We start from the raw sequence: 20,861 nt of genomic DNA on the forward strand, positions 1-20,861 counted from the left end.
GCCAGCCGCACGGTCGCGCTCGAGCGTGCGGCTGGGCGCACAACGGGTCCGTAGAGTTGATTGCGTGAATCCCGTCCCCGCACCCGATCCCGGGCCCGACGCCGGCGCGGTCTGGCATTACGGCGATCCGCTGGGCGAGCAGCGGGCGGCCGAGACCGACGCGGTGTTGGTCGACCGCTCGCACCGCGCGGTCCTCACCCTTACCGGCAAAGACCGGCAGACCTGGCTGCACAGCATCTCCACCCAGCACGTCGCCGAACTGCCCGACGGCGCGAGCACCCAAAACCTCAGCCTCGACGGCCAGGGCCGCGTCGAGGACCACTGGATCCAGACGGAGCTGGGCGGCACCACTTACCTGGACACCGAGCCGTGGCGGGGCGAGCCGCTGCTGCAATACCTGCGCAAGATGGTGTTCTGGTCCGAGGTCACCCCGAGCGGCGCGGACCTGGCGGTGCTCTCGCTGCTGGGTCCGCGGCTGGCCGATCCGGCGGTGCTCGACGCGCTGGGCATCGACGCTCTGCCGACCGAGCCGACCGCGGTTCCGGTCCCCGGTGGCGGGTTTGCGCGACGGATGCCCGGCGCCCCCGCCGGCCCGATCGAACTGGACGTGCTGGTTCCGCGTGGCGAGGCCGCCGGCTGGCGGGACCGCTTGGCGCGTGCCGGCGTGCGCGCGGCCGGGGTATGGGCGTACGAGGCGCACCGGGTGGCGGCGCTGCGCCCGCGGCTCGGCATCGACACCGACGAGCGCACGATCCCCCACGAGGTGGGGTGGATCGGTGGTCCCGGCGAGGGCGCCGTACACCTGGACAAGGGCTGCTATCGCGGACAAGAGACCGTCGCTCGGGTGCACAACCTGGGTAAACCGCCACGGATGCTGGTGTTGCTGCATCTGGACGGATCGGTGGAGCGGCCCGCCACGGGAGACGCGGTGCTCGCCGGCGGTCGCACCGTCGGACGCCTCGGAACGGTGGTCGAGCACGTGGATCTCGGGCCGGTGGCGCTGGCGCTCGTCAAGCGCGGCCTGCCCGCGGACACCGAGCTGGCGACCGGCCCACAGGGCGACGTGGCCGCGGCGATCGACGCCGATTCACTGCCCGCCACCGAACACGTCGGCGCGGGACGGCGAGCCGTTGAACGGTTGCGGGGCGGTGCGAGATAATCGTCGATGACGTCCGCCACAGCGGACAGGGGTCACCGACACCGGACCGTGAGGCACGGTAAACTGTCGGCAGGACAATAACGACACCAAGAGATCGGAGCCGCCTACTTGTTAGGCCGCTCCGTTATTGCGCGAGGGGGTTCCCCCATGGGCCGCGGCCGGGCTAAGGCAAAGCAGACCAAGGTTGCACGAGAACTCAAATACAGTTCCCCGCAGACCGATTTCCAGCGGCTTCAGCAGGAGCTGTCGGGCACGTCCGCCGACGAACCCAGCGACGACGGCCAAGACGAATCTTGGGCCGACGCCGACGACTGGCGTCGCTGAACCTCTTACCGCCACTGTGCCGATGCGCTGAGCATCGGCACAGTTTGTGTCAGAACCTCGGGTGCTGCCCGACCAGCTTCGCCCGTGGGCCGTCTTTTCCGCCTTTGCCGACCGTGCCGAGCACCCAGCAGTTCAGGTGCCGCGCGGTCAACATGGCCAGGGCGCGGTCCTCGTCTTCGGGGGCGACGATGGCGATCATGCCGACGCCCATGTTGAAGGTCTTCTCCATTTCCTCGCGCGCAACGCGGCCACGCTGGGCGATCATGGCGAACACCGGTGCGGGCGTCCAGGTGCCGCGGTCGACCTCGGCGACCAGGCCGGGCGGGATGACGCGTTGCAGGTTGCCGGCCAGCCCGCCGCCGGTGACGTGGCAGAACGTCCGGACATGGGTTTCGGCCATCAGCGCCAGGCAGTCTTTGGCGTAGATGCGGGTCGGTTCCAGCAGTTCTTCACCCAGGGTGCGGCCGAATTCCTCGACGTAACCGGCGAGGTTCATCCGGTCGATCTCGAGCAGGACGCTGCGGGCCAGCGAATACCCGTTGGAATGCAGCCCGGACGAGCCCATCGCGATGATGACGTCGCCGGGTTTGACGCGGTCGGCGCCCAGCACGTCGTCGGCCTCGACGACACCGACGCCGGTGGCCGAGATGTCGTAGTGGTCGGGTTCCATCAGGCCGGGGTGTTCGGCTGTTTCGCCGCCCAGCAGCGCACAGCCGGCGCGCACACAGCCCTCCGCGATGCCGCTGACGATCGCGCTCAGCCGTTCCGGGACCGTCCGGCCGACCGCGATGTAGTCCTGCAGGAACAGCGGCTCGGCGCCGCAGACCACGAGATCGTCGACCACCATGGCGACCAGGTCGAGGCCGACGGTGTCGTGCTTGTCCATCGCCTGGGCGACCGCCAGCTTGGTGCCGACGCCGTCGGTGGAGGCCGCCAGGACCGGCTCGCGGTAGCCGCCGCGCAGAGCGAACAGTCCGGCGAAGCCGCCCAGCCCGCCGCGCACCTCGGGTCTGGTGGCCTTGGTCGCCAGCGGCTTGAACAAAGCGACGGCGCGCTCACCGGCTTCAATGTCCACCCCAGCGGACGCGTAGGTGATGCCCTGACCGCCCGGGTCTCGTCCGGGGCTTTTTCCGGGATCCGTCATCGCGATAAAGGCTACCGGGCGGCGCTTCGCGCCGGTATCACGCGTCTTTGAAGCACCGGGAGCGGCTTCGGTCAGCGGACGATCGGCACTTCATCGGGTGCCAGATCGTCGAGGCCGGATCCGCGTGCGGCGTTGGCGAGCATGTGCTCGATGACGTTCTTGCCCAGCGCGGACTCCTCGGGCAGTTCGATCGGGTATTTCCCGTCGAAGCAGGCGGTGCACAGCCGCGACGCCGGCTGCTCGGAGGCCGCCACCAGGCCGCGCAGCGAGATGTAGCCGAGCGTGTCGGCGCCGATGGCCTGGCGGACCGCCTCGAGCGACTCCTCTTTATCCGCGACGGCGTTGGCGATCAACTCGGCTGGCGACGGGAAGTCGATGCCGTAGAAGCACGGCCACTTCACCGGCGGTGAGGCGATGCGCACGTGTACCTCGAGGGCGCCGGCCTCGCGCAGCATGCGCAACAGCGCCCGCTGGGTGTTCCCCCGCACGATCGAATCGTCGACGACGATGAGCCGCTTGCCGCGGATCACCTCTTTGAGCGGGTTGAGCTTCAGCCGGATGCCGAGCTGGCGGATGGTCTGCGACGGCTGGATGAACGTGCGCCCGACGTAGGCGTTCTTCATCAGGCCCTGCCCGTACGGGATGCCGGACTCCTGGGCGTATCCGACGGCGGCCGGTGTGCCCGACTCCGGCACGCCGATCACCAGGTCGGCCTCGACCGGGCATTCGCGCGCCAGGCGGCGACCGATGTCGACCCGGGTGGCGTGCACCGACCGGCCGGCGATCGTGCTGTCGGGCCGCGCGAGGTAGACGTATTCGAAGACGCAGCCCTTGGGCTCCGGATTGGCGAACCGCGTCGAGCGCACGCCGTCGGCGTCGATGGCCAGCAGCTCGCCGGGCTCGATGTCGCGGACGAACGAGGCGCCGACGATGTCCAGCGCGGCCGTTTCGGACGCCACCACCCAGCCGCGGTCGAGCCGTCCGAGCGAAAGCGGCCGCACCCCATAGGGATCGCGGCACGCGTACAACGTGTTTTCGTCCATGAACGTCAGGCAGAACGCCCCGCGCACGGTCGGCAGCAGCTCAAGCGCCGCGCGTTCCAGGGTGGAGTCGGCCGCGCCGTGGGCGAGCAGCGCACCCAGGATGTCGGAGTCGGTCGTCGCCGGAGCGGGGCATCGGGTGCCCATCAGCCCCTCATCGCGGGCGCGCGCGGCGAGTTCCGCCGTGTTGACCAGATTCCCGTTGTGCCCCAACGCGACCCCGGTGCCGGCCGCGGTGTTGCGGAACACGGGTTGGGCGTTTTCCCACGTGGTGTCGCCCGTGGTGGAGTAGCGGCAGTGCCCGATCGCGACGTGACCCTGCATCGCGGCCAGCGTCTGCTCGTCGAACACCTGGCTGACCAAGCCGAGGTCCTTGAAGACCAACACCTGGGATCCGTCGGCGACGGCGATGCCCGCGGCTTCCTGCCCGCGATGCTGCAGCGCGTACAGGCCGTAGTAGGTGAGTTTGGCGACGTCCTCACCCGGGGCCCAGACCCCGAACACGCCGCATTCTTCACGGGGGGAGTTCAAGTCCTGCTCGGGTGCTTCTACTCCAGCGACGGTCACGGTTCGGCGGCTCCCTGGCGAACGATTGGTGACGTACCGGAGTCTACGGGCAGCACGGGCCCGGCGCCGAATCCAACGGGCGTGTTGAGCACCGAAAATCCCGATTCATAACTCTAAACCTGCAGTTCAGGGTTGTATTCAGCTGACACCGAACAGGGGCAACCAGTGGCCAATTTCACCCGCCCGGGAGCCGGACAGCCGCACCGCCCCGATCGCTTTTGCCTCGTCGAGCGGCAAAAGCCCGGTGGCCAGCCGCAGCCAGGTCCGCGGATCGGTCTCCACCACGTTCGGGGGCGTGCCGCGGGTGTGCCGGGGCCCGGATATGCACTGGACCGCAGCGAACGGCGGAATCCGGACCTCGACGCTGGCACCCGGCGCCACCGCGGCCAGCGTGCGCGCCGTGAGCCGCACGGCGGTCGCGAGGGCGTTCCGGTCGGGCGCCGGGTGGGAATCGTCGCGCAGCCAGTCCAGCACGACCAGCACCGCCTGCCGGGCCTGGGCCGGGTCGGCGCTTTGACGGGCGGGCATACCTCAGCGTTGCACGGCCACCGCGGCGACCGCACCGGCCTCATTGATGGCCAGGTGCGTCAGCATCGGCGCGGCGAGGCTGCCGGAACGGTCGGCCAGCCAACCGAACAGCCAGCCCGCGACACCGGTGACCAGCACGGTGCCCGCTACCGGCGCACCCGTCGCCCGCGCGTCCGGGATGTGCGAAAGCCCAAAAGCGCTGGCCTGCAACAATCTTCCGCCGCGCGGGCCGAAGGCGCGCGAGCCCACGGCGGCCAGCGCGGCGCGGAAGGCGGCCTCCTCGGCCCAGACGGTGCCGACGGGTATGCGCAGCAGCAGCCAACCCGGCAGGGAACCCGGCGGCTCGTGGGCCGCCATCGAGGCACGCACCAAGGGCACAGTCGTCGTCGCGGCGATCGCGCCCGCCGCGGCCGCCCCGGCCGCCGACCCCAGCCGCATCCCCGCCCCCAGCCGCGACGGGCCCAGGCCCAGCGGTGCGCGGGTCACCAACACCAGCAGCGCGCCCACACCGGCCTGCAGCGTCACCCGCCACACCAGCGGCAGCCGCGGGCTGACGAAGCTCCACCCGACCAGCGCGGCCGCCAGCGACAGCGCGCGCAACCGAGCTACCCGAAGAATCGCGGCAGCACCGCCTCGGACGTCTCGCGCAATTCCGCCAGCGACACGGTGAACAGGCCCTGAACCTCGACGGCATCCGAGGCCTGATCGACGACGCCGACGCGGACCGCGGGCAGCCCCCGCGCCTCGCACATCGACCGGAACCGGCTCTCCTCGGTGCGCGGGACCGCCACCAACACCCGGCCGGCCGACTCGGAGAACAACATCACGAACGGATCCGCGCCCTCGGGAAGCACGATGCGGCAACCGGTTTCACCCGCCAGCGCCGATTCCACGATGGCCTGGGCGAGGCCACCCTCGGACAGGTCGTGCGCCGCGGACACCAACCCGTCGCGCGACGCCGAGGTCAGCACCTCGGCCAGGAGCCTTTCCCGCGCCAGGTCCACCCTGGGCGGCAGCCCGCCCAGGTGGTCGGCCGTCACCTGCGCCCACACCGAACCGTCGAACTCGTCGCGGGTATCGCCCAGCAGCAGCAGAGTCTCCCCGGGTTCGGTGCCGAGACCGGTGGGAATGCGCCGCGCCACATCGTCGATCACGCCGAGCACGCCGACCACCGGCGTGGGCAGGATCGCGGCCGACCCGGTCTGGTTGTAGAAGCTCACGTTGCCGCCGGTCACCGGAATCCCAAGGGCCGCACAGCCATCGGCCAGCCCGCGGACCGCCTGCGAGAACTGCCACATCACCCCGGGGTCTTCGGGCGAACCGAAGTTGAGGCAGTTGGTCACCGCGACCGGGGTCGCGCCGGTGACCGCGACGTTGCGGTACGCCTCGGCCAGCGCGAGTTGGGCACCGGCGTAGGGATCCAGCAGCGTGTAGCGGCCCGACGCGTCGGTCGACACCGCGATGCCGCGGCCGGTCGACTCGTCGACGCGCAGCACGCCGCCGTCGGCATGCTCGGCCAGCACGGTGTTGCCGCGCACGTAGCGGTCGTACTGCTCGGTGATGAACGCGCGGCTGCACAGGTGCGGGCTGCCCAGCAGCGCAAGCAAAGTCGCGCGCAGCTCGGCGCCGGTGACCGGCCGGGGCAGGCCCGTCGAGCGGTCGGCGTTCAGGGCGTCCTGGGATTCGGGGCGCGCGACGGGACGCTGATACACCGGGCCTTCATGGGCCACAGTGCGCGGCGGCACGTCGACGACGGTCTCGCCGCGCCAGGTGATCCGCAGCCGGTCGCCGTCGGTGACCTCGCCGACGACCGTGGCCAGCACCTCCCACTTGCGGCACACCGCCATGAAGGCGTCCACGTTCTCCGGCGCCACCACGGCGCACATGCGCTCCTGCGACTCGCTGCAGAGCACCTCGGCGGGCGTCATCTCCTTGGCTCGCAGCGGGACGGTGTCGAGTTGGACCGCCATCCCACCGTCCCCGGCCGACGCCAATTCGGAAGTGGCGCAGGCCAATCCGGCCCCACCGAGGTCCTGGATGCCGATCACCAGGCCCCCCGCGTAGAGCTCGAGGCAGCACTCGATGAGCACCTTCTCCATGAACGGGTCGCCCACCTGAACCGACGGCAGCTTCTTGCGTGAATTCTCGGCATCGAAAGTGTCCGACGCGAGCACCGACACCCCACCGATGCCGTCGAGCCCGGTCCGCGCGCCGAACAGGATGATCTTGTTGCCCGCACCCGACGCGAACGCCAAATGTAGGTCCTCCTGGCGCAATACGCCGATGCACATGGCGTTGACCAACGGGTTGCCGGCGTAGCACGCGTCGAACACGGTCTCGCCACCGATGTTGGGCAGCCCCAGCGAGTTGCCATAGCCGCCGATGCCGCGGACGACACCGTCGACGACACGGCGGGTGTCCGGCGCGTCGGCGGCGCCGAACCGGAGCTGGTCCAGCACGGCGACCGGGCGCGCGCCCATGGCCATGATGTCGCGGACGATGCCGCCCACGCCCGTCGCCGCGCCCTGGTAGGGCTCGACGTAGGACGGGTGGTTGTGCGATTCCACCTTGAAGGTGACGGCCCAGCCGTCGCCGATGTCGACGACGCCGGCGTTCTCGCCGATGCCGGCCAGCATGCCGGCGCGCATCTCGTCGGTCGTGGTCTCACCGAAGTAGCGCAGGTGCACCTTCGACGATTTGTACGAGCAGTGCTCGCTCCACATCACCGAGTACATCGCCAGCTCGGTGTCGGTGGGACGGCGGCCCAGGATCTCGCGGATCCGCTGGTATTCGTCGTCCTTGAGGCCGAGTTCGTGAAACGGTTGCGGTTGGTCGGGGGTGGTCGCGGCGTGTTCGACGGTGTCGATGACCTGGGTGCGCGCGGTTGTCACGGGAACAGTCTAGAGAGCTAGTCGCCGCGCAGCAGGCGGGCGCTTTCGTCATCGGCCGGATAGAACAGCTCGACGGCGAGCTCGGCGAGGGTGACGTCGAGCGGGGTCCCGAACGTCGTCAGCGTCGTGAACATCGACAGCCGTTGCCCAGCACCGGCATCGAGCTCGAACGGCACGAGCAGCGACGCGCTGTCGGGCGGTGAACTCCACGCCCTGGCGGCGGCCGCGACGCCCGGGTATCCGCGCACCTCTTCGTCCAACGCCCGCAACGCCGGGTCGCCGGTGAGCGCGAGGGTGCGCCGCAGCTGGTGCAGCAGGTAACCCGCCCATTCGGGGAAATTGAGCGTGCGGACGGCCAGCCCGTCGGGGTGCAGGGACAACCGGTAGACGTTGGGCGGCGGCCCGAGCAGGTCTTGGGGCAGGCCCGCGGTCAGCGCGGACGCCGCGGCGTTGGCCCCGACGATGTTCCAGCAGCGGTCGATGACGATGCCCGGGTAGGGGTCGTGGGCGTCCAGGAGGCGCTGCACCGCGGCGCGCGCCGGGGACAGCGCGCCGTCCTCGAGCGGGCGCGACTGGTAGCGCGGGGCGAATCCGGCGGCCAGCAGCAGCGCGTTGCGTTCGCGCAGCGGGACGTCGAGGCCCTCGGCGAGCGCGAGCACCATCTCGGGGCTGGGCCGGGAGCGCCCGGTCTCGATGAAGCTCAGATGCCGCGCCGACACCCCCACGCTCAGCGACAGGTCGAGCTGGCTGACCCGTCGACGCGTGCGCCATTCGCGCAGCAGGACACCGACCGTCGCGTGGCTCACGAAGCCACGGTAACCACGCGAGCGTACCCGTCGCGATGACCTCGGAGGTAATTGTGCCGCCGCACCGCACCCGCCCAGGCTTGAGATGACGCGCTCGATCGGAGCGCCTGAGTCAAGGAGGAACCATGACCGACGTCCAATCCGCCCCGAAATTCAGCGCCGAGGTGTTCGCCGCGTATTGGGCCGCGCCCACCATGTCGCGCGGTTTCGACATCCTGGCTGACGACATCGTCGGCTACTGGCCGGGCGACCCCGAGCCTGTCCGCGGGATCACGCCCTACACGGCAAAGATCGCCGAATTGCTGGACGCCGCACCGGATTTGACGCTCGACGTGGTGGACAGCGCCACCGTTCCCGGCGCCGCCGAGGGCGAGGAGCTGGTGTTCTTGCACTACGTGGGCCGGGGCACCGGCCCGGACGGCCCATTCCAGATCCGGGGGATCGACCGGGTGCGCACCCGCGACGGGATCGTGGTGGAGAACGTCATCCGCTACGACCCGCCGATCCTCACCCAGGGCTGAGCCTTGAGTGTGCGCTCACGGCTTTCGGTGTGCACGCAGGGCGGGAACCCGCAGATTTTCCCGCCCAGGCCTCACAATCAACGCCCTGGGCGCACCCTCGGCGCTACTGCTTGACGATGCAGAAGACGTTGCCCTCGGGGTCGGCCAGCACCACCCAGCGGAAGGTGTCGCCGAACTGGTGCCGGCCGACCTCGGTCGCCCCGGCGGCCGTCAGCCGCGCCACCTCGCCGTCGACGTCGGCCGCGCCGAGGTCCAGGTGCACCCGGTTCTTCCCCGGGGTGGGATCGGGCACCTTCTGGAACCCGAGCCGCAGCCCCTCCGGGAAGGTCACCGCCGTGAACTCGTCGGCGAGGATGACGTGTGTCTTGCCGCCGAACTGTTCGGCCCACCAGCCGGCCAGCCCGTCCGGATCGCCGCAGTCGAACGTGAGCATTTCTACGTTTAGCGCCATGGCCGGATCGTAGGTCAGCGGGGCGACAGAAAGGCTTGCAGCGCGGCCGAATAGGCGGCGACGTCGTGCGCGCCCATCAACTCGCGCGCGGAGTGCATCGCGAGCTGCGGGGCGCCGACGTCGACGGTCGGGATGCCGGTCCGTGCCGAGGCCAGCGGCCCGATCGTCGAACCGCACGGCAGGTCGGCGCGGTGCTCGTAACGCTGCAACCCGACCCCGGCCTGCCGGCAGGCCAGCTCGAAGGCCGCCGCGGTGCGGCCGTCGGTGGCGTACCGCAGGTTCGGGTGCACCTTGAGCACCGGCCCGGCGTTGACCTCGATCAGGTGGCCGGGCTCGTGCCGCTCGGGGTAGTTGGGGTGGGTGGCGTGGGCCATGTCGGCCGAGGCCAGCAGCGACGCCGGCAGCCGGCGCAGGAAGTCCTCCCGGGTGCCGCCGGCGGCGAGCACGATCCGCTCCAGGACGGTGCTCAGCAGGTTGGACTGCGCGCCGCGGTCGGAGGTCGATCCGACCTCCTCGTGGTCGAAGAGGACCAGCACCGGCAGGAAGTCCCCCGGTTCGGCCGCCACCAACGCCTCAGTGCCGGCGTAGCAGCTGGCCTGGTTGTCCAACCGCGGCGCGCTCAGCAGGCCGGCGTCGGCGCCGACCACCGCCGACGGCGTGAGGTCGTGCGTCATCAGGTCTGCGGACAGCACATCGGTCGCCGCGACCCCGGCCCGCTCGGCGACGTGGTCGATGAACGAACCCGGTTGTTCCCCAACGCCCCAGACCGCGTTGACGTGTCGCTGCGGGTCCAGGGTCAGCGACTTGCGATCCTCGGCCAGGTGGATCGCCAGCTGCGGCACCCGCAGGATCGGGTCGTCGATGCGGACGAGCCGCTCGCCGACCCCGCCGCCCTCCCTGATCGACAGCCGACCGCTGATGCCGAGGTCGCGGTCCAGCCAGGAGTTCAGCCATGCACCCCCGTACGGCTCGAGGGCCACCACCCGCCAACCCGCGACCGACCGGTCCGGGTGCTGTTTGACCCGCAGGTTGGGGCTGTCGGTGTGCGCGCCGACGATCCGGAACGGCCCGTCGGGGCCGTCCGAATTCCAGGCGACCAGCGATCCGGCCCGCACGACGTAGTAGCGCCCCGGTCGGTCCGGCCAGCGGTCGGTCTCGGCGACTTCGGCGTATCCCGCACCGGCCAGCCGGGCGGCCACCGTCGCGCAGGTGTGAAACGGCGACGGTGAGGCGTCGATGAATTCGCAGAGGCCTGCGACGCTGGCCGGCATGGTGACCATCATGGCTGTCGGCGTCGCCGTCGCCACGATAGGGTCGGCAGAGTGCCTCCGGTTCAGCCCCAACCCATCCTCCAGCCGCTGACACCTGCCGCAATCTTCATCGTGGTCACCATCGATGACGGTGGGGAGGCGGCGGTGCACGACGCGCTGGCCGGAATCTCCGGGCTGGTGCGCGCGATCGGATTCCGCGAGCCGCCGAAACGGTTGTCGGCGATCGCCTCGATCGGCTCGGACGCCTGGGACCGCCTGTTTTCCGGGCCGCGGCCCGCCGAACTGCATCCGTTCGTCGCGCTGAAGGGCCCGCGGCACACCGCCCCGGCCACACCCGGGGACCTGTTGTTCCACATCCGGGCCGAGAGCCTGGACGTCTGTTTCGAATTGGCCGACCGCATCCTGCGCTCGATGGCCGGCGCGGTCACCGTGGTCGACGAGGTGCACGGGTTCCGGTACTTCGACAACCGCGACCTGCTCGGCTTCGTGGACGGCACGGAAAACCCCGACGGCCCAATCGCGGTCAGCGCCACCGCCGTCGGCGACGAGGACCCCGACTTCGCCGGCTCGTGCTACGTGCACGTGCAGAAGTACCTGCACGACATGTCGTCGTGGAATTCGCTGTCGGTCACCGAGCAGGAACTGGTGATCGGCCGAACCAAGCTCGAAGACATCGAACTCGACGACTCCGACAAGCCCGACAACGCCCACATCGCCCTCAACGTCATCACCGACGACGACGGCACCGAGTTGAAGATCGTGCGGCACAACATGCCTTTCGGCGAGTTGGGCAAGGCCGAGTACGGCACGTACTTCATCGGGTATTCGCGGACGCCGACCGTCACCGAACAGATGCTGGAGAACATGTTCCTCGGCGACCCGCCCGGCAACACCGACCGCATCCTGGACTTCTCCACCGCGGTCACGGGCGGACTGTTCTTCTCCCCCACCGTCGATTTCCTCGACGACCCACCGCCTTTGCCGACCCCGCTAGTGACAGCGCGACCGGCCGCACCGGCATCTGATGACGGCTCACTCGCGATTGGCAGCCTGAAAGGAACCACTCGATGAACAACCTCTACCGCGACCTGGCACCTGTCACCGAAGTCGCCTGGGCGGAAATCGAATTGGAGGCCACCCGGACGTTCAAGCGGCATATCGCGGGACGGCGCGTGGTCGACGTGAGCGAGCCCGGCGGACCGGTCACCGCGGCGGTCAGCACCGGGCGCCTCCTCGACGTCGACGCGCCCACCGACGGCGTGGTGGCGCACCTTCGCGCCAGTAAACCCCTTGTCCGCCTGCGTGTTCCGTTCACCCTGTCGCGATACGAGATCGACAACGTCGAGCGCGGCGCGAACGACTCGGACTGGGACCCGGTCAAGGAGGCAGCCAAGAAGCTCGCATTCGTTGAGGACCGTGCCATCTTCGAGGGCTATGCCGCCGGATCCATCGAGGGCATCCGTAGTTGCAGCTCCAACCCGCCGTTGAAGCTGCCCGAGGATCCCCGCGACATGCCCGACGCGATTTCGCAGGCGTTGACCGGGCTGCGGCTGGCCGGTGTCGACGGCCCGTACTCGGTGCTGCTAGCCGCCGAGGTCTACACCAAGGTCAGTGAGACGACCGAGCACGGCTATCCCATCCGCGAGCACCTGAACCGGTTGGTCGACGGGGACATCATCTGGGCGCCCGCCATCGACGGCGCATTCGTGCTGACCACCCGCGGCGGCGACTTCGATCTGCAGCTGGGCACCGACGTCGCGATCGGGTACCTGGGCCACGACGCCGACACCGTGCAGCTGTATCTGCAGGAGACCCTGACGTTCCTGTGTTACACCGCCGAAGCGTCGGTCTGCCTCGCGCCATAGGAATAAATCTCGCTGGGCCACTGCTGCGGGAGAAGCAAGTGAACACCTCTCCGCGAAAGCAGGTTTTTCATGGGTGCAGCTTTGGCCGGCTCGACCGCCCTGGTCACCGGCGCCACATCCGGTATCGGTCGCGCGATTGCCCTGCAACTCGCGGATCGCGGCGCCGAGGTCTTGGTACACGGGCGTAGTGCGGAGCGCGGCGCCGAGGTGGTGCGTGAAATCGAATGTTCCGGCGGCAAGGCCCGTTTCATCGCCGCGGACCTTGGTGACGCCGACGACGTGCGACGGTTGGCCGCCGAGGCGGGCGACGTGGACATCCTGATCAACAACGGCGGCATCTACAAATTCGGCGAAACCGCCGACACCGACGACGCGACCTTCGACGAGCATGTAAACGTCAACATCCGTGCGCCGTTCATCCTGGTCCAACAACTTGCGCCGGCGATGGCTCGACGCGGCGGCGGCGCCGTGGTCAACGTCAGCACGCTCGCCGCCTCGGTGGCGGCGCGCGGCGCCGGCATCTACGGCGCGAGCAAGGCCGCGCTCGAACAGCTGACGCGCGTGTGGGCCGACGAGTTCGGCAAGTCGGGAGTGCGGGTGAACGCGGTGGCCGCGGGCCCGACCGACACACCCGGTACCAACGTGCTGCCGGGCTTGGTCGAGGGGCTGGGCGCGACCACGGCACTGGGCCGGCCGGCCGATCCTCGCGAGATCGCCAGCGCGGTCGTCTTTCTCGGCTCTCCGGAGGCGAGCTACGTCAACGGTGCCGTCCTGCACGCGACGGGCGGACAACTCGCGATCGCGCCGTAACCCTCAGAGGTCCAGCACCAGGTCGCTGCGCGGCACGGCCGAGCAGATCAGCACTTCCCCGTCGCCGGGCTCTTCCAACGGTGCTTGCACGTATGTTGTGGTCCCGGCCACCACGCCAGTCACACAGACGTGACACACGCCGCTTCGGCACGAGAATCGGGTCGGTACGTCGCAGGCCTCGGCGAGGTCGAGGATGCTGGCATAGCCCGGTGACCAGTTGACCGCCAAGCCACTGCGCGCGAAGGTAATCGACGGCCCACTGCCTGGAGTTCCGACGGGCGGGTGCGGCGGCGTGCGCTCGCCCGTGGCGACGACGCCGGGGTTGATTGCCGGGAGGGCACCGAAGAGTTCGCTGTGAACGTGCGCGGGGTCGAAGCCTGCGGCGCGGAGGCAATCGCGGATATCTGTCATGAATTGCGTCGGGCCACAAAGGTAAACGGTCGCGTCGGAGGGCAGGCCCAGGGCGGTGATCGCCTCCTGATTCAGGCGGCCCTGCGTTTCGGTGTAGAAGACGCGCTGCCGAGCGTGGGGTAAGGAGCCGATGAGGGCCGCGACTTCCTCTGCGAACACTTGGGTTTGGGGACTGCGGGTGGTGTGCAGCCACCAGATGTCGCGGGTACTGCGGGCCGCCGAGAGGGCGTGCAACATCGCCAGGACGGGCGTCGCGCCGATCCCTGCCGAAAAAAAGACGACCGGAATGGCCTCCTCGGTGAGGCAGAAGTCGCCGCGTGGGGCGGCCGCGTCTATCACCGCCCCCGGTTGGATGTGGGTGTGAAGCCAGGCGCTCACCAGACCGTGTTCTTCGCGTTTGACGCTGATCCGATAAACGCCCGCGGCGGGATCACCGGACAGCGAGTAGCTGCGCAGGGGCGCCGGCTCGCCGGCTCCGGCAATCCGCACGGGCAGGTATTGGCCGGGAAGCGGCGGGGGCAACGCGGCATGGTCCGCGGACTCGAGGCGAATCGACAACACCTCGGGGCTTTCCCGGCGGATCTGGCTGACCCGCAACGGACGAAATCCGTCCCATGCTGGTTCGACACCGATCGGTGGCGCGGCGCTCCCGGGCTCGGTCAGCATGTCGCGGAAAGATTGCTGCCAGCCCGGGCTGAGCGCCGGAACGTCGACGACCTTACGGAGCAGCTCGGTATCGCGGTTCGGCAGGTACAACAGCGCGTCGACGTCGGCGACGCGCAGCTCATGACGGCCGCGCCGGGTCCGCACGATGTCGTCGCCGGCGCGAACAGTGCCCTCGCTGATCACCCGCAGATAAAATCCTGGGCGGTGCTGGGAGACAAGGAGATTGGGCATCCTCGGCTCGTCGAGGCGCATACCGACCCGGAAGCAGGTGACGCGCGGTTGGGTCACCTCGAATTCAGCTTCGCCGATGCGGTAACGGTCCCCGATGCAGACCTCGTCGTCGGCGAGACCGTCGATGGTGAAGTTTTCACCGAAGTGGCCTGGTGCCAGGTCGTCGCGACCCAGGTAGTCCTTCCAGAAGTCATACGACTCGACCTGGTAGACCATGACCGCGCGTTGCTCACCGCCGTGGCCGCCAAGATCGCCCTGGCCGTCACCGTCGACGTTGAGGCGGCGCACCATGACCGGCCCGTCGACCGGGGCCTTCCAGATCCCGGTGTGGACGGTTTTACCCCGCCACTGCACATCCTTGGGCATGCCCACATTTACCGAAACAAGCCTGGGCACCGCGTCACCTCTAACTGCCTCGACCTAGACCAGCGGCTCGCCGCCGTCCACCTTCAGCGTCATACCAGTCATGAACGTGTTCGTCATCGCAAACAGCACGGCCTTGGCGACATCATCCGGCGTGCCTATCCTTCCCACGGGGTTGCCGTCGGCGATCTGCTGAAAGTACTCCCGCTTGCCGTCGTTGCCCATCGCGTCCCAGGCTCCGGTATCGATCACTCCTGGAGAAATCGCGTTGACCCTGATGGGCGCGAGTTCGACGGCCAGCCAGCGGGCGAGGAAGTCGACGGCGCCGTTGGTGACGCCGACCCCGAGATAGCCGACGTTGTGCTTGAACGCGTGCACACCCGAGAACAGCACGAATGATCCGCCCGGTTTAACCTGGGGTGCAAAGTATTTGGCCAGCATCACGGGCCCGATGACCTTGGTGTCGAACGACAGCTGCAGGCTCTCACGGTCCAGGTCGCCCAGCTTTCCCCGGGCGCGCGCCGACGCGGTCGACACTACGTGGTCGACGCCGCCCACCCGGTCGGCGAGGGCGGCGATCGACACATCGTCGGTGACGTCGACGACCTCGGCGGCTACGCCGGCGCCGCGGTAGGCGCTGGCAAGCTTGGCGTGGTCTCGCCCGGCCGCGATCACCCGTGCGCCCTCCGACTGCGCGAGCAGGGTGACGGCGCGCGCGATCCCGCTGCCGCGTCCGACAACCAGGACCGTTTGCTCCCGCAACGCATTACCCATGCGGTGTCTGCTCCTTCGGCGAGGTCGGACGAGGCATTCCCTAAAATGGGATGGCCAGCCCAGAATATGTCAGCGCACTGGCCGCGGCAACGTATCGGTCCCAGACTGTTGCGCGCTGGACGGTCTGGTGCATACTGGGTTGTATAACCCAGAACTGCATGCGGCGCGTTCGTCCGGGCGCGCGGGCTCAGGAGGAACGTCATGCCGGCTGTTCATCATCGATACGCCACCGTCGACGGTCATCGGCTGTTCTTCCGCGAGGCCGGCGATCCGGCAGCGCCGGCGCTGGTGCTGTTGCACGGCTTTCCCACCAGCTCCTACATGTTCCGCAACCTGATCCCGGCGTTGGCCGACCGGTACCACGTGATCGCGCCCGACCACCTGGGCTTCGGCCTCTCGGACGCGCCGTCCGTGGACGAGTTCGACTACACCTTCGACGCCCTCACCGAGTTGACAGCCGGCCTGCTGCGCACGCTCGGTATCGACCGATACGCCATGTACGTACAGGACTATGGGGCGCCGATCGGCTGGCGCCTGGCGCTCCGCGATCCCTCCGCCATCACCGCGATCATCACCCAGAACGGCAACGGCTACGACGCAGGATTCGTCGAGAGCTTCTGGAAAGTGTTGTGGGCCTATCAAAATGAGCCGACGGCCGACACCGAGGCCGCTGTTCGGCAGTTCCTCACGCTGGACGCCACCCGGTGGCAGTACGTCACCGGCGTCTCCGACGAGAGCCTGGTCGACCCGGAATCCTGGCACCACGACTACGCGCTGATATCTCGTCCGGGCAACGACGAAGTGCAGCTGAAGCTGCTGCGCGACTACGCGACCAACGCACCGCTGTATCCGCGCCTGCACGAGTACTTCCGAACTTCACAGGTGCCCTTGTTGGCGGTGTGGGGGCGGGGGGACGAAATCTTTGGCCCGGCCGGCGCGCAAGCATTCGCCGACGACTTGCCCGATGCCGAGATCCACCTGCTCGATGGCGGACACTTCCTGCTCGAGTCCGCGCTCGACGAGGTCGCTGAGCTGGTCCGCGACTTCCTCGCCAAGGTCCCCGTGGCCGCCTGACCGGTCCGCGGTCGGCACGGCCCATCAATGGGATGAATATCCCATAGTTCGCGCCGCTCGCGGGCTAGCCTGACGCGATGGCCGATGTTCAAGAGGAACAACGGTTGACCGCCAAGGGGCGCGCCACCCGCGACCGAATCGTGGAGGCGGCCGCCCAGCTGATCGTCACCGAGGGCCTGTCCGCGGCGAACATGGAGAACGTGCGCAGGGCCGCATCGGTCAGCGGCTCTCAGCTCGCGCATTATTTCGCGGACAAGAGCGCGCTGATCCGCGCGGTCATAAAACGCCAGATCGGCGTGGTTCTGGACTTTCACCGCCAGCCGCGGCTCCAAGGCCTGCAGTCGTTCGACGACTACGAGCGGTGGATCGACCTCAACATGCGCTACCTCAGACGCATCGGATACTTCGGCACTCCCACCTACCACGCCCTGGCCGCGCAGTTGGCGAAGTCCGACGAAGCGACGCGCGACACGCTGGGGGCCGGATATTGGCAGTGGGCCGACCTCCTCGAGGAGTCCATCCGACGTATGAAGGACGGCGGTGTTCTGGTCGCGGATGCCGACCCGCGACGCATAGCGCTGGTCATCGTCAGCGCTCACCAGGGAGGCGGCACCCTGGCCTTCACCTATCGAGCGGAATGGCCGCACGCCGACGCCGTTCGTTTCGCGGTCAACTACCTACGCACGTTCGCCACCGATGCCGCCGAACGGGTTCCGCGGCCCGCTCGCCGCGCGCGCGGTCGCGATGTAGGACGAAAAGCCAACGACAACAACGCATCACCGCTTACCCGCAAGGGGCTGGCGACCCGGGAGCGGATCGTCGAGGTCGCCGCCCGGCTGATGTTCGAGCGCGGCGTCGCCAACACCAGCATCGAACAGGTGCGTCGAAGCGCCGGCGTGGGCGGCTCGCAGATCTCGCACTACTTCACCGACAAACGCGATCTGACCCGACGCGTCATCGCCGCGCGGCGCGACGACGTACGAACATTTCACACCCGACCGGCATTGGGCGCACTCGAGAGCCTCGCAGCCCTGCAATCGTGGGCCGACGCCGTCGCCGCCGACATCGAGACCGTCTACCGCGTCGGCGGGTGTGTCTACGGCTCGTTGGCCGGTGAGCTGATCGACGCCGACGACGAGGTGCACGACGATCTCTCCGCCGGCTACGACCAGTGGATCGGGCTGTTTCAGGAGGGCCTCACGGCGATGCGGCGCCGCGGCGATCTGCGCCCCGACGCCGACCCGCGGCATCTCGCCGCGTCGCTGGTTCTCGCACACCAGGGCGGCGCGACGGTGACCTATGCCACCGGTGATCCGGAGCCGATGCGGGCCGCCGTCATCGCCGCCGTCGACTATGTGCGCTCCTTCGCGTCAAGCCCCCCGACCCGCAAAGCGCGCGGCACACGTAAACCCTGACCCCTGGACAGATTGGGCCGGATAGCCCATAATACTGGGTTGAATGGCCCATTCAGCAGATGTGGACGGCGGGGCATAATGGGGGCCAGCGCGGCGTCACCTGTCGAGATATCCGAACGGAAGATGCAGATAGTGTCGACCCCCGATTCGCCCCAACTGCCCACCGCACCGGCAGTGGTCCGGGAAGAGTCCGGCGGGAAATCCATGCGAGGGATCATCCTCGAGCGGTTCGGCGGCCTCGACAGCCTCGTCTATGCCGACATCCCCAAGCCGCTGCCGAAGCACGGCGAGGTCGTGATCGAGATCAAGGGATTTGGGATCAACCACGCCGAAATGCACATGCGGCGTGGCGAGTGGGCCGAGGCCGCGGAAGTCAGCGGCATCGAATGCGTCGGCATCGTCGATTCGTGCCCCGGCGGCGAGTTCCCGGTCGGTGCCAAGGTCGCGGCGCTGATGGGCGGGCTGGGCCGCACCATCAACGGCAGCTACGCCGAATACACCCGCGTGCGCGCCGGGAACGTCGCCCTGATCGAATCCGACCTGCCGTGGTCCGACCTGGCGGCGCTGCCCGAAACCTATGCGGTCGCTTGGACATGCCTCTTCCGCAACCTCGATCTCAAAGCCGGACAGAACCTGGTGCTGCGCGGGGCCACGTCATCACTCGGGCAGGCCGCGCTCAAGATGGCAGTCGCTGCGGGCGCTCGCGTGATCGCCACCACGCGGAGCCGCGGCCGCTTTGGGATGCTCGAGGAGTTGGGCGCGTCGCGCGTCGAGCTGGAAAGGCGTGACCTCGCCGCCCAGCTCCCCGAAGCCAAGGAGGTCGACGCCGTACTGGATCTGGTCGGCAACAGCACCATCCTGGATTCTCTCGACATGCTGCGCCGCGGCGGCGCGGCGTGCCTGGCGGGATGGCTGGGCGGGCTGGACCCGATCGGCGATTTCAACCCGCTGCTGAGAATGGCCAGCGGGGTGAACTGGAATTTCTTTGGCAGCTTCGTATTTGGTACTCCGGGGTTTCCGCTATCCGACGTGCCCCTGCAAGACATCGCGCGGCAGGTCGCCGAGGGCCGGCTGGACGCAAAGCCCTCGCGAGTCTTCTCGTTCGACCAGATCCGCGAAGCTCACCGGGTGATGGAGGCGGGGGAAGCCGGCGGCAAGATGGTCGTCGTCGTGGAGTGATGACCGGCGGAAGCGACTTCGCAGCAAGGGGTTTCGGGATGAGAGGGGACAATCATGGGGCTGGCCTGGCAACAAGGCCCACTGGCCACCGGATCGGTGGGGCACTTCCTGACCGAGCAACCGCTCCCACCACGACTGCTGTTCGCCGAACCATTGCGGCGGCGCATGAGGGCGAGCTTCGCGGATCACTGGATAGCCGACAGCGAAGACGTCGTCCTGTTGCACGAGCCGGGCCGCTATCCCGTCGCCTACTTCCCGCGCGGCGATATCGAGGCGGAGGTTCTGGTCGCCGAGGACAGGGTCACTGAGCACCGCGACCTCGGCGACACCCAATGGTTCACCGTCCGAGTTCCCGAGCGAGAGACCAATCATGCGGCCTGGCAGCACATCGCGCTGCCACCGCACGCAGCGGTTCTGGACGGGCGGGTGGCATTCGCCTGGCGCGCCATGGACGCCTTCTACGAAGAGGACGATCGCATCGTCGGCCATGCCGCCGACGCCTACCATCGCATCGACATCCGTTCCACTTCACGGCATCTCGTCGTCCGGGATGGTGACCAGGTGGTCGCCGACACAAAGCACCCGCTGGCGTTGTACGAATCCGGTTTCGCGCCGCGGTGGTATGCGCCCAGGGAGGACGTCGACGAGAGCACCCTGGAACTCGTTTCACTGCAGACCTTTTGCCCGTACAAGGGGATCTGCTCGTATTATGACATCGGCGGTCGCCAACGGGCGGCCTGGTCATACCTCAACGCGTGGCCCGAGGTTGGGCGCGTTACCAACCTGGTGTCCTTCGAACCCGATAAGATCGACGTTTATCTCGACGGCAGACAGCTACGGCTCGAGCCCGGCCAAACCGTGCTACCCCACGGCGTCGACCGCGGACTCGACATCGATGAGGTACTCCATAAGACGCCCACCGGGGGCATACGGTGAAGGCCCTGTTCGAGGTTGTCATCCTGCCCGTTGGGGATCCGGACCGCTCGCTGCGGTTCTACCGCGACCAGGTCGGCTTCAACGTCGATGTCGACTACGCGCCCGCACCCGAATTCCGGGTCATCCAGTTGACGCCGGAAGGCTCGGCAACCTCGATCCAGTTCGGTGTCGGCCTGACCGACGTAGCTCCTGGATCGCTGCGGGGCCTGTATCTGGTGGTTCCGGACATCGAGAGCTACCGCGCGGAACTGTCCGACCGCGGAGTGACCGTCAGCGACATCCGCCACAAAAACACCGAGGGCGGCTGGCGCGGCGGGTTCCTCCCGGGCCCCGACCCCGGCCGCGCCGATTACGCGAGCTTCGCGGACTTCGGCGATCCCGACGGCAACGCATGGGTGTTGCAGGAACGCAACCACCAGCCGGCGTGAAGGTGTA

21 protein-coding genes are annotated in these 20,861 nt (G+C 68.6%); 11 read left to right on the forward strand and 10 right to left on the reverse strand.

Annotated elements, in window-relative coordinates; translation table 11 throughout:
- Positions 1–64: 64 nt before the first annotated feature.
- Positions 65–1,159 carry a CAF17-like 4Fe-4S cluster assembly/insertion protein YgfZ gene (gene ygfZ, locus AC5Y5E_RS14520; RefSeq protein ID WP_499903663.1) on the forward strand — a complete coding sequence of 365 codons (1,095 nt, stop codon included), beginning with the start codon at positions 65–67 and terminating at the stop codon, positions 1,157–1,159.
- A gap of 147 nt (positions 1,160–1,306) precedes the next feature.
- Positions 1,307–1,483, forward strand: a complete 177-nt coding sequence (locus AC5Y5E_RS14525) for a DUF3073 domain-containing protein (RefSeq protein WP_499881748.1) — start codon at positions 1,307–1,309, stop codon at positions 1,481–1,483.
- 49 nt (positions 1,484–1,532) lie between these two features.
- Here the strand turns inward: AC5Y5E_RS14525 and purM are convergent, their stop codons facing one another.
- From purM to AC5Y5E_RS14555, 6 genes are all read right to left on the reverse strand, one after another.
- Positions 1,533–2,627 (reverse strand): phosphoribosylformylglycinamidine cyclo-ligase, encoded by a 1,095-nt coding sequence (gene purM, locus AC5Y5E_RS14530; protein ID WP_499903664.1) that lies wholly within the window; start codon positions 2,625–2,627, stop codon positions 1,533–1,535.
- 71 nt (positions 2,628–2,698) lie between these two features.
- Positions 2,699–4,234, reverse strand: a complete 1,536-nt coding sequence (purF, locus tag AC5Y5E_RS14535) for an amidophosphoribosyltransferase (protein ID WP_499903665.1) — start codon at positions 4,232–4,234, stop codon at positions 2,699–2,701.
- A 138-nt stretch (positions 4,235–4,372) separates the two neighbouring features.
- A complete protein-coding gene (locus AC5Y5E_RS14540; RefSeq protein ID WP_499903666.1) occupies positions 4,373–4,762 on the reverse strand; it encodes a sterol carrier family protein in 390 nt (129 codons plus the stop codon).
- Positions 4,763–4,765: 3 nt separating this feature from the next.
- A complete protein-coding gene (locus AC5Y5E_RS14545) occupies positions 4,766–5,380 on the reverse strand; it encodes an Rv0804 family intramembrane glutamic endopeptidase (RefSeq protein WP_499903939.1) in 615 nt (204 codons plus the stop codon).
- Positions 5,368–7,653, reverse strand: coding sequence for a phosphoribosylformylglycinamidine synthase subunit PurL (gene purL, locus AC5Y5E_RS14550; RefSeq protein ID WP_499903667.1), 2,286 nt, complete (start codon positions 7,651–7,653; stop codon positions 5,368–5,370). The genes AC5Y5E_RS14545 and purL overlap by 13 nt, the downstream gene beginning before the upstream one ends.
- 17 nt (positions 7,654–7,670) lie before the next feature.
- Positions 7,671–8,459, reverse strand: coding sequence for a helix-turn-helix domain-containing protein (locus tag AC5Y5E_RS14555; RefSeq protein WP_499903668.1), 789 nt, complete (start codon positions 8,457–8,459; stop codon positions 7,671–7,673).
- A gap of 125 nt (positions 8,460–8,584) precedes the next feature.
- On the opposite strand from AC5Y5E_RS14555, the gene AC5Y5E_RS14560 reads away from it, so the two are divergent.
- Positions 8,585–8,980, forward strand: a complete 396-nt coding sequence (locus AC5Y5E_RS14560) for a nuclear transport factor 2 family protein (protein ID WP_499903669.1) — start codon at positions 8,585–8,587, stop codon at positions 8,978–8,980.
- A 103-nt stretch (positions 8,981–9,083) separates the two neighbouring features.
- Here the strand turns inward: AC5Y5E_RS14560 and AC5Y5E_RS14565 are convergent, their stop codons facing one another.
- Together AC5Y5E_RS14565 and AC5Y5E_RS14570 are read right to left on the reverse strand one after the other, a co-directional pair.
- Positions 9,084–9,431 (reverse strand): VOC family protein, encoded by a 348-nt coding sequence (locus AC5Y5E_RS14565; RefSeq protein WP_499903670.1) that lies wholly within the window; start codon positions 9,429–9,431, stop codon positions 9,084–9,086.
- Between the two features lie 14 nt (positions 9,432–9,445).
- Positions 9,446–10,702, reverse strand: coding sequence for a M18 family aminopeptidase (locus tag AC5Y5E_RS14570; protein WP_499903671.1), 1,257 nt, complete (start codon positions 10,700–10,702; stop codon positions 9,446–9,448).
- A 51-nt stretch (positions 10,703–10,753) separates the two neighbouring features.
- Here AC5Y5E_RS14570 and AC5Y5E_RS14575 point away from each other — a divergent pair, with 51 nt between their 5' ends.
- The 3 genes from AC5Y5E_RS14575 (at position 10,754) to AC5Y5E_RS14585 (ending at position 13,377) form a co-directional block, all read left to right on the forward strand.
- The gene (locus tag AC5Y5E_RS14575) at positions 10,754–11,773 is read left to right on the forward strand and encodes a Dyp-type peroxidase (protein ID WP_499903672.1); all 1,020 of its coding nucleotides are present in this window, start codon (positions 10,754–10,756) and stop codon (positions 11,771–11,773) included.
- Positions 11,770–12,567, forward strand: a complete 798-nt coding sequence (locus AC5Y5E_RS14580) for a family 1 encapsulin nanocompartment shell protein (protein WP_499903673.1) — start codon at positions 11,770–11,772, stop codon at positions 12,565–12,567. The genes AC5Y5E_RS14575 and AC5Y5E_RS14580 overlap by 4 nt, the downstream gene beginning before the upstream one ends.
- 69 nt (positions 12,568–12,636) lie before the next feature.
- The gene (locus tag AC5Y5E_RS14585) at positions 12,637–13,377 is read left to right on the forward strand and encodes an SDR family NAD(P)-dependent oxidoreductase (RefSeq protein WP_499903674.1); all 741 of its coding nucleotides are present in this window, start codon (positions 12,637–12,639) and stop codon (positions 13,375–13,377) included.
- 3 nt (positions 13,378–13,380) lie between these two features.
- Here the strand turns inward: AC5Y5E_RS14585 and AC5Y5E_RS14590 are convergent, their stop codons facing one another.
- Both AC5Y5E_RS14590 and AC5Y5E_RS14595 read right to left on the reverse strand, forming a co-directional pair.
- Complete coding sequence (locus AC5Y5E_RS14590; RefSeq protein ID WP_499903675.1) at positions 13,381–15,081, reverse strand: MOSC domain-containing protein; 1,701 nt, start codon at positions 15,079–15,081, stop codon at positions 13,381–13,383.
- Positions 15,082–15,105: 24 nt separating this feature from the next.
- Positions 15,106–15,822, reverse strand: a complete 717-nt coding sequence (locus tag AC5Y5E_RS14595; protein ID WP_499903676.1) for an SDR family oxidoreductase — start codon at positions 15,820–15,822, stop codon at positions 15,106–15,108.
- Between the two features lie 201 nt (positions 15,823–16,023).
- Between AC5Y5E_RS14595 and AC5Y5E_RS14600 the strand changes: the two genes are divergently transcribed.
- The 5 genes from AC5Y5E_RS14600 to AC5Y5E_RS14620 all read left to right on the forward strand — a co-directional run bounded on the left by AC5Y5E_RS14600 (position 16,024) and on the right by AC5Y5E_RS14620 (position 20,854).
- Positions 16,024–16,896 (forward strand): alpha/beta fold hydrolase, encoded by an 873-nt coding sequence (locus AC5Y5E_RS14600; protein WP_499903677.1) that lies wholly within the window; start codon positions 16,024–16,026, stop codon positions 16,894–16,896.
- A 77-nt stretch (positions 16,897–16,973) separates the two neighbouring features.
- Positions 16,974–18,311, forward strand: a complete 1,338-nt coding sequence (locus AC5Y5E_RS14605; RefSeq protein ID WP_499903678.1) for a TetR/AcrR family transcriptional regulator — start codon at positions 16,974–16,976, stop codon at positions 18,309–18,311.
- A gap of 132 nt (positions 18,312–18,443) precedes the next feature.
- On the forward strand, positions 18,444–19,490 hold the full coding sequence (locus AC5Y5E_RS14610; protein ID WP_499903679.1) for a zinc-binding alcohol dehydrogenase family protein: 1,047 nt from the start codon (positions 18,444–18,446) through the stop codon (positions 19,488–19,490).
- Positions 19,491–19,544: 54 nt separating this feature from the next.
- Positions 19,545–20,426 carry a DUF427 domain-containing protein gene (locus tag AC5Y5E_RS14615; RefSeq protein ID WP_499903680.1) on the forward strand — a complete coding sequence of 294 codons (882 nt, stop codon included), beginning with the start codon at positions 19,545–19,547 and terminating at the stop codon, positions 20,424–20,426.
- Positions 20,423–20,854: a VOC family protein gene (locus AC5Y5E_RS14620; protein WP_499903681.1), complete on the forward strand. Its 432-nt coding sequence runs from the start codon at positions 20,423–20,425 to the stop codon at positions 20,852–20,854. Before AC5Y5E_RS14615 ends, AC5Y5E_RS14620 begins: the two co-directional genes overlap by 4 nt.
- Positions 20,855–20,861 lie beyond the last annotated feature (7 nt).

This window comes from Mycobacterium sp. NGS54 (assembly GCF_059812465.1).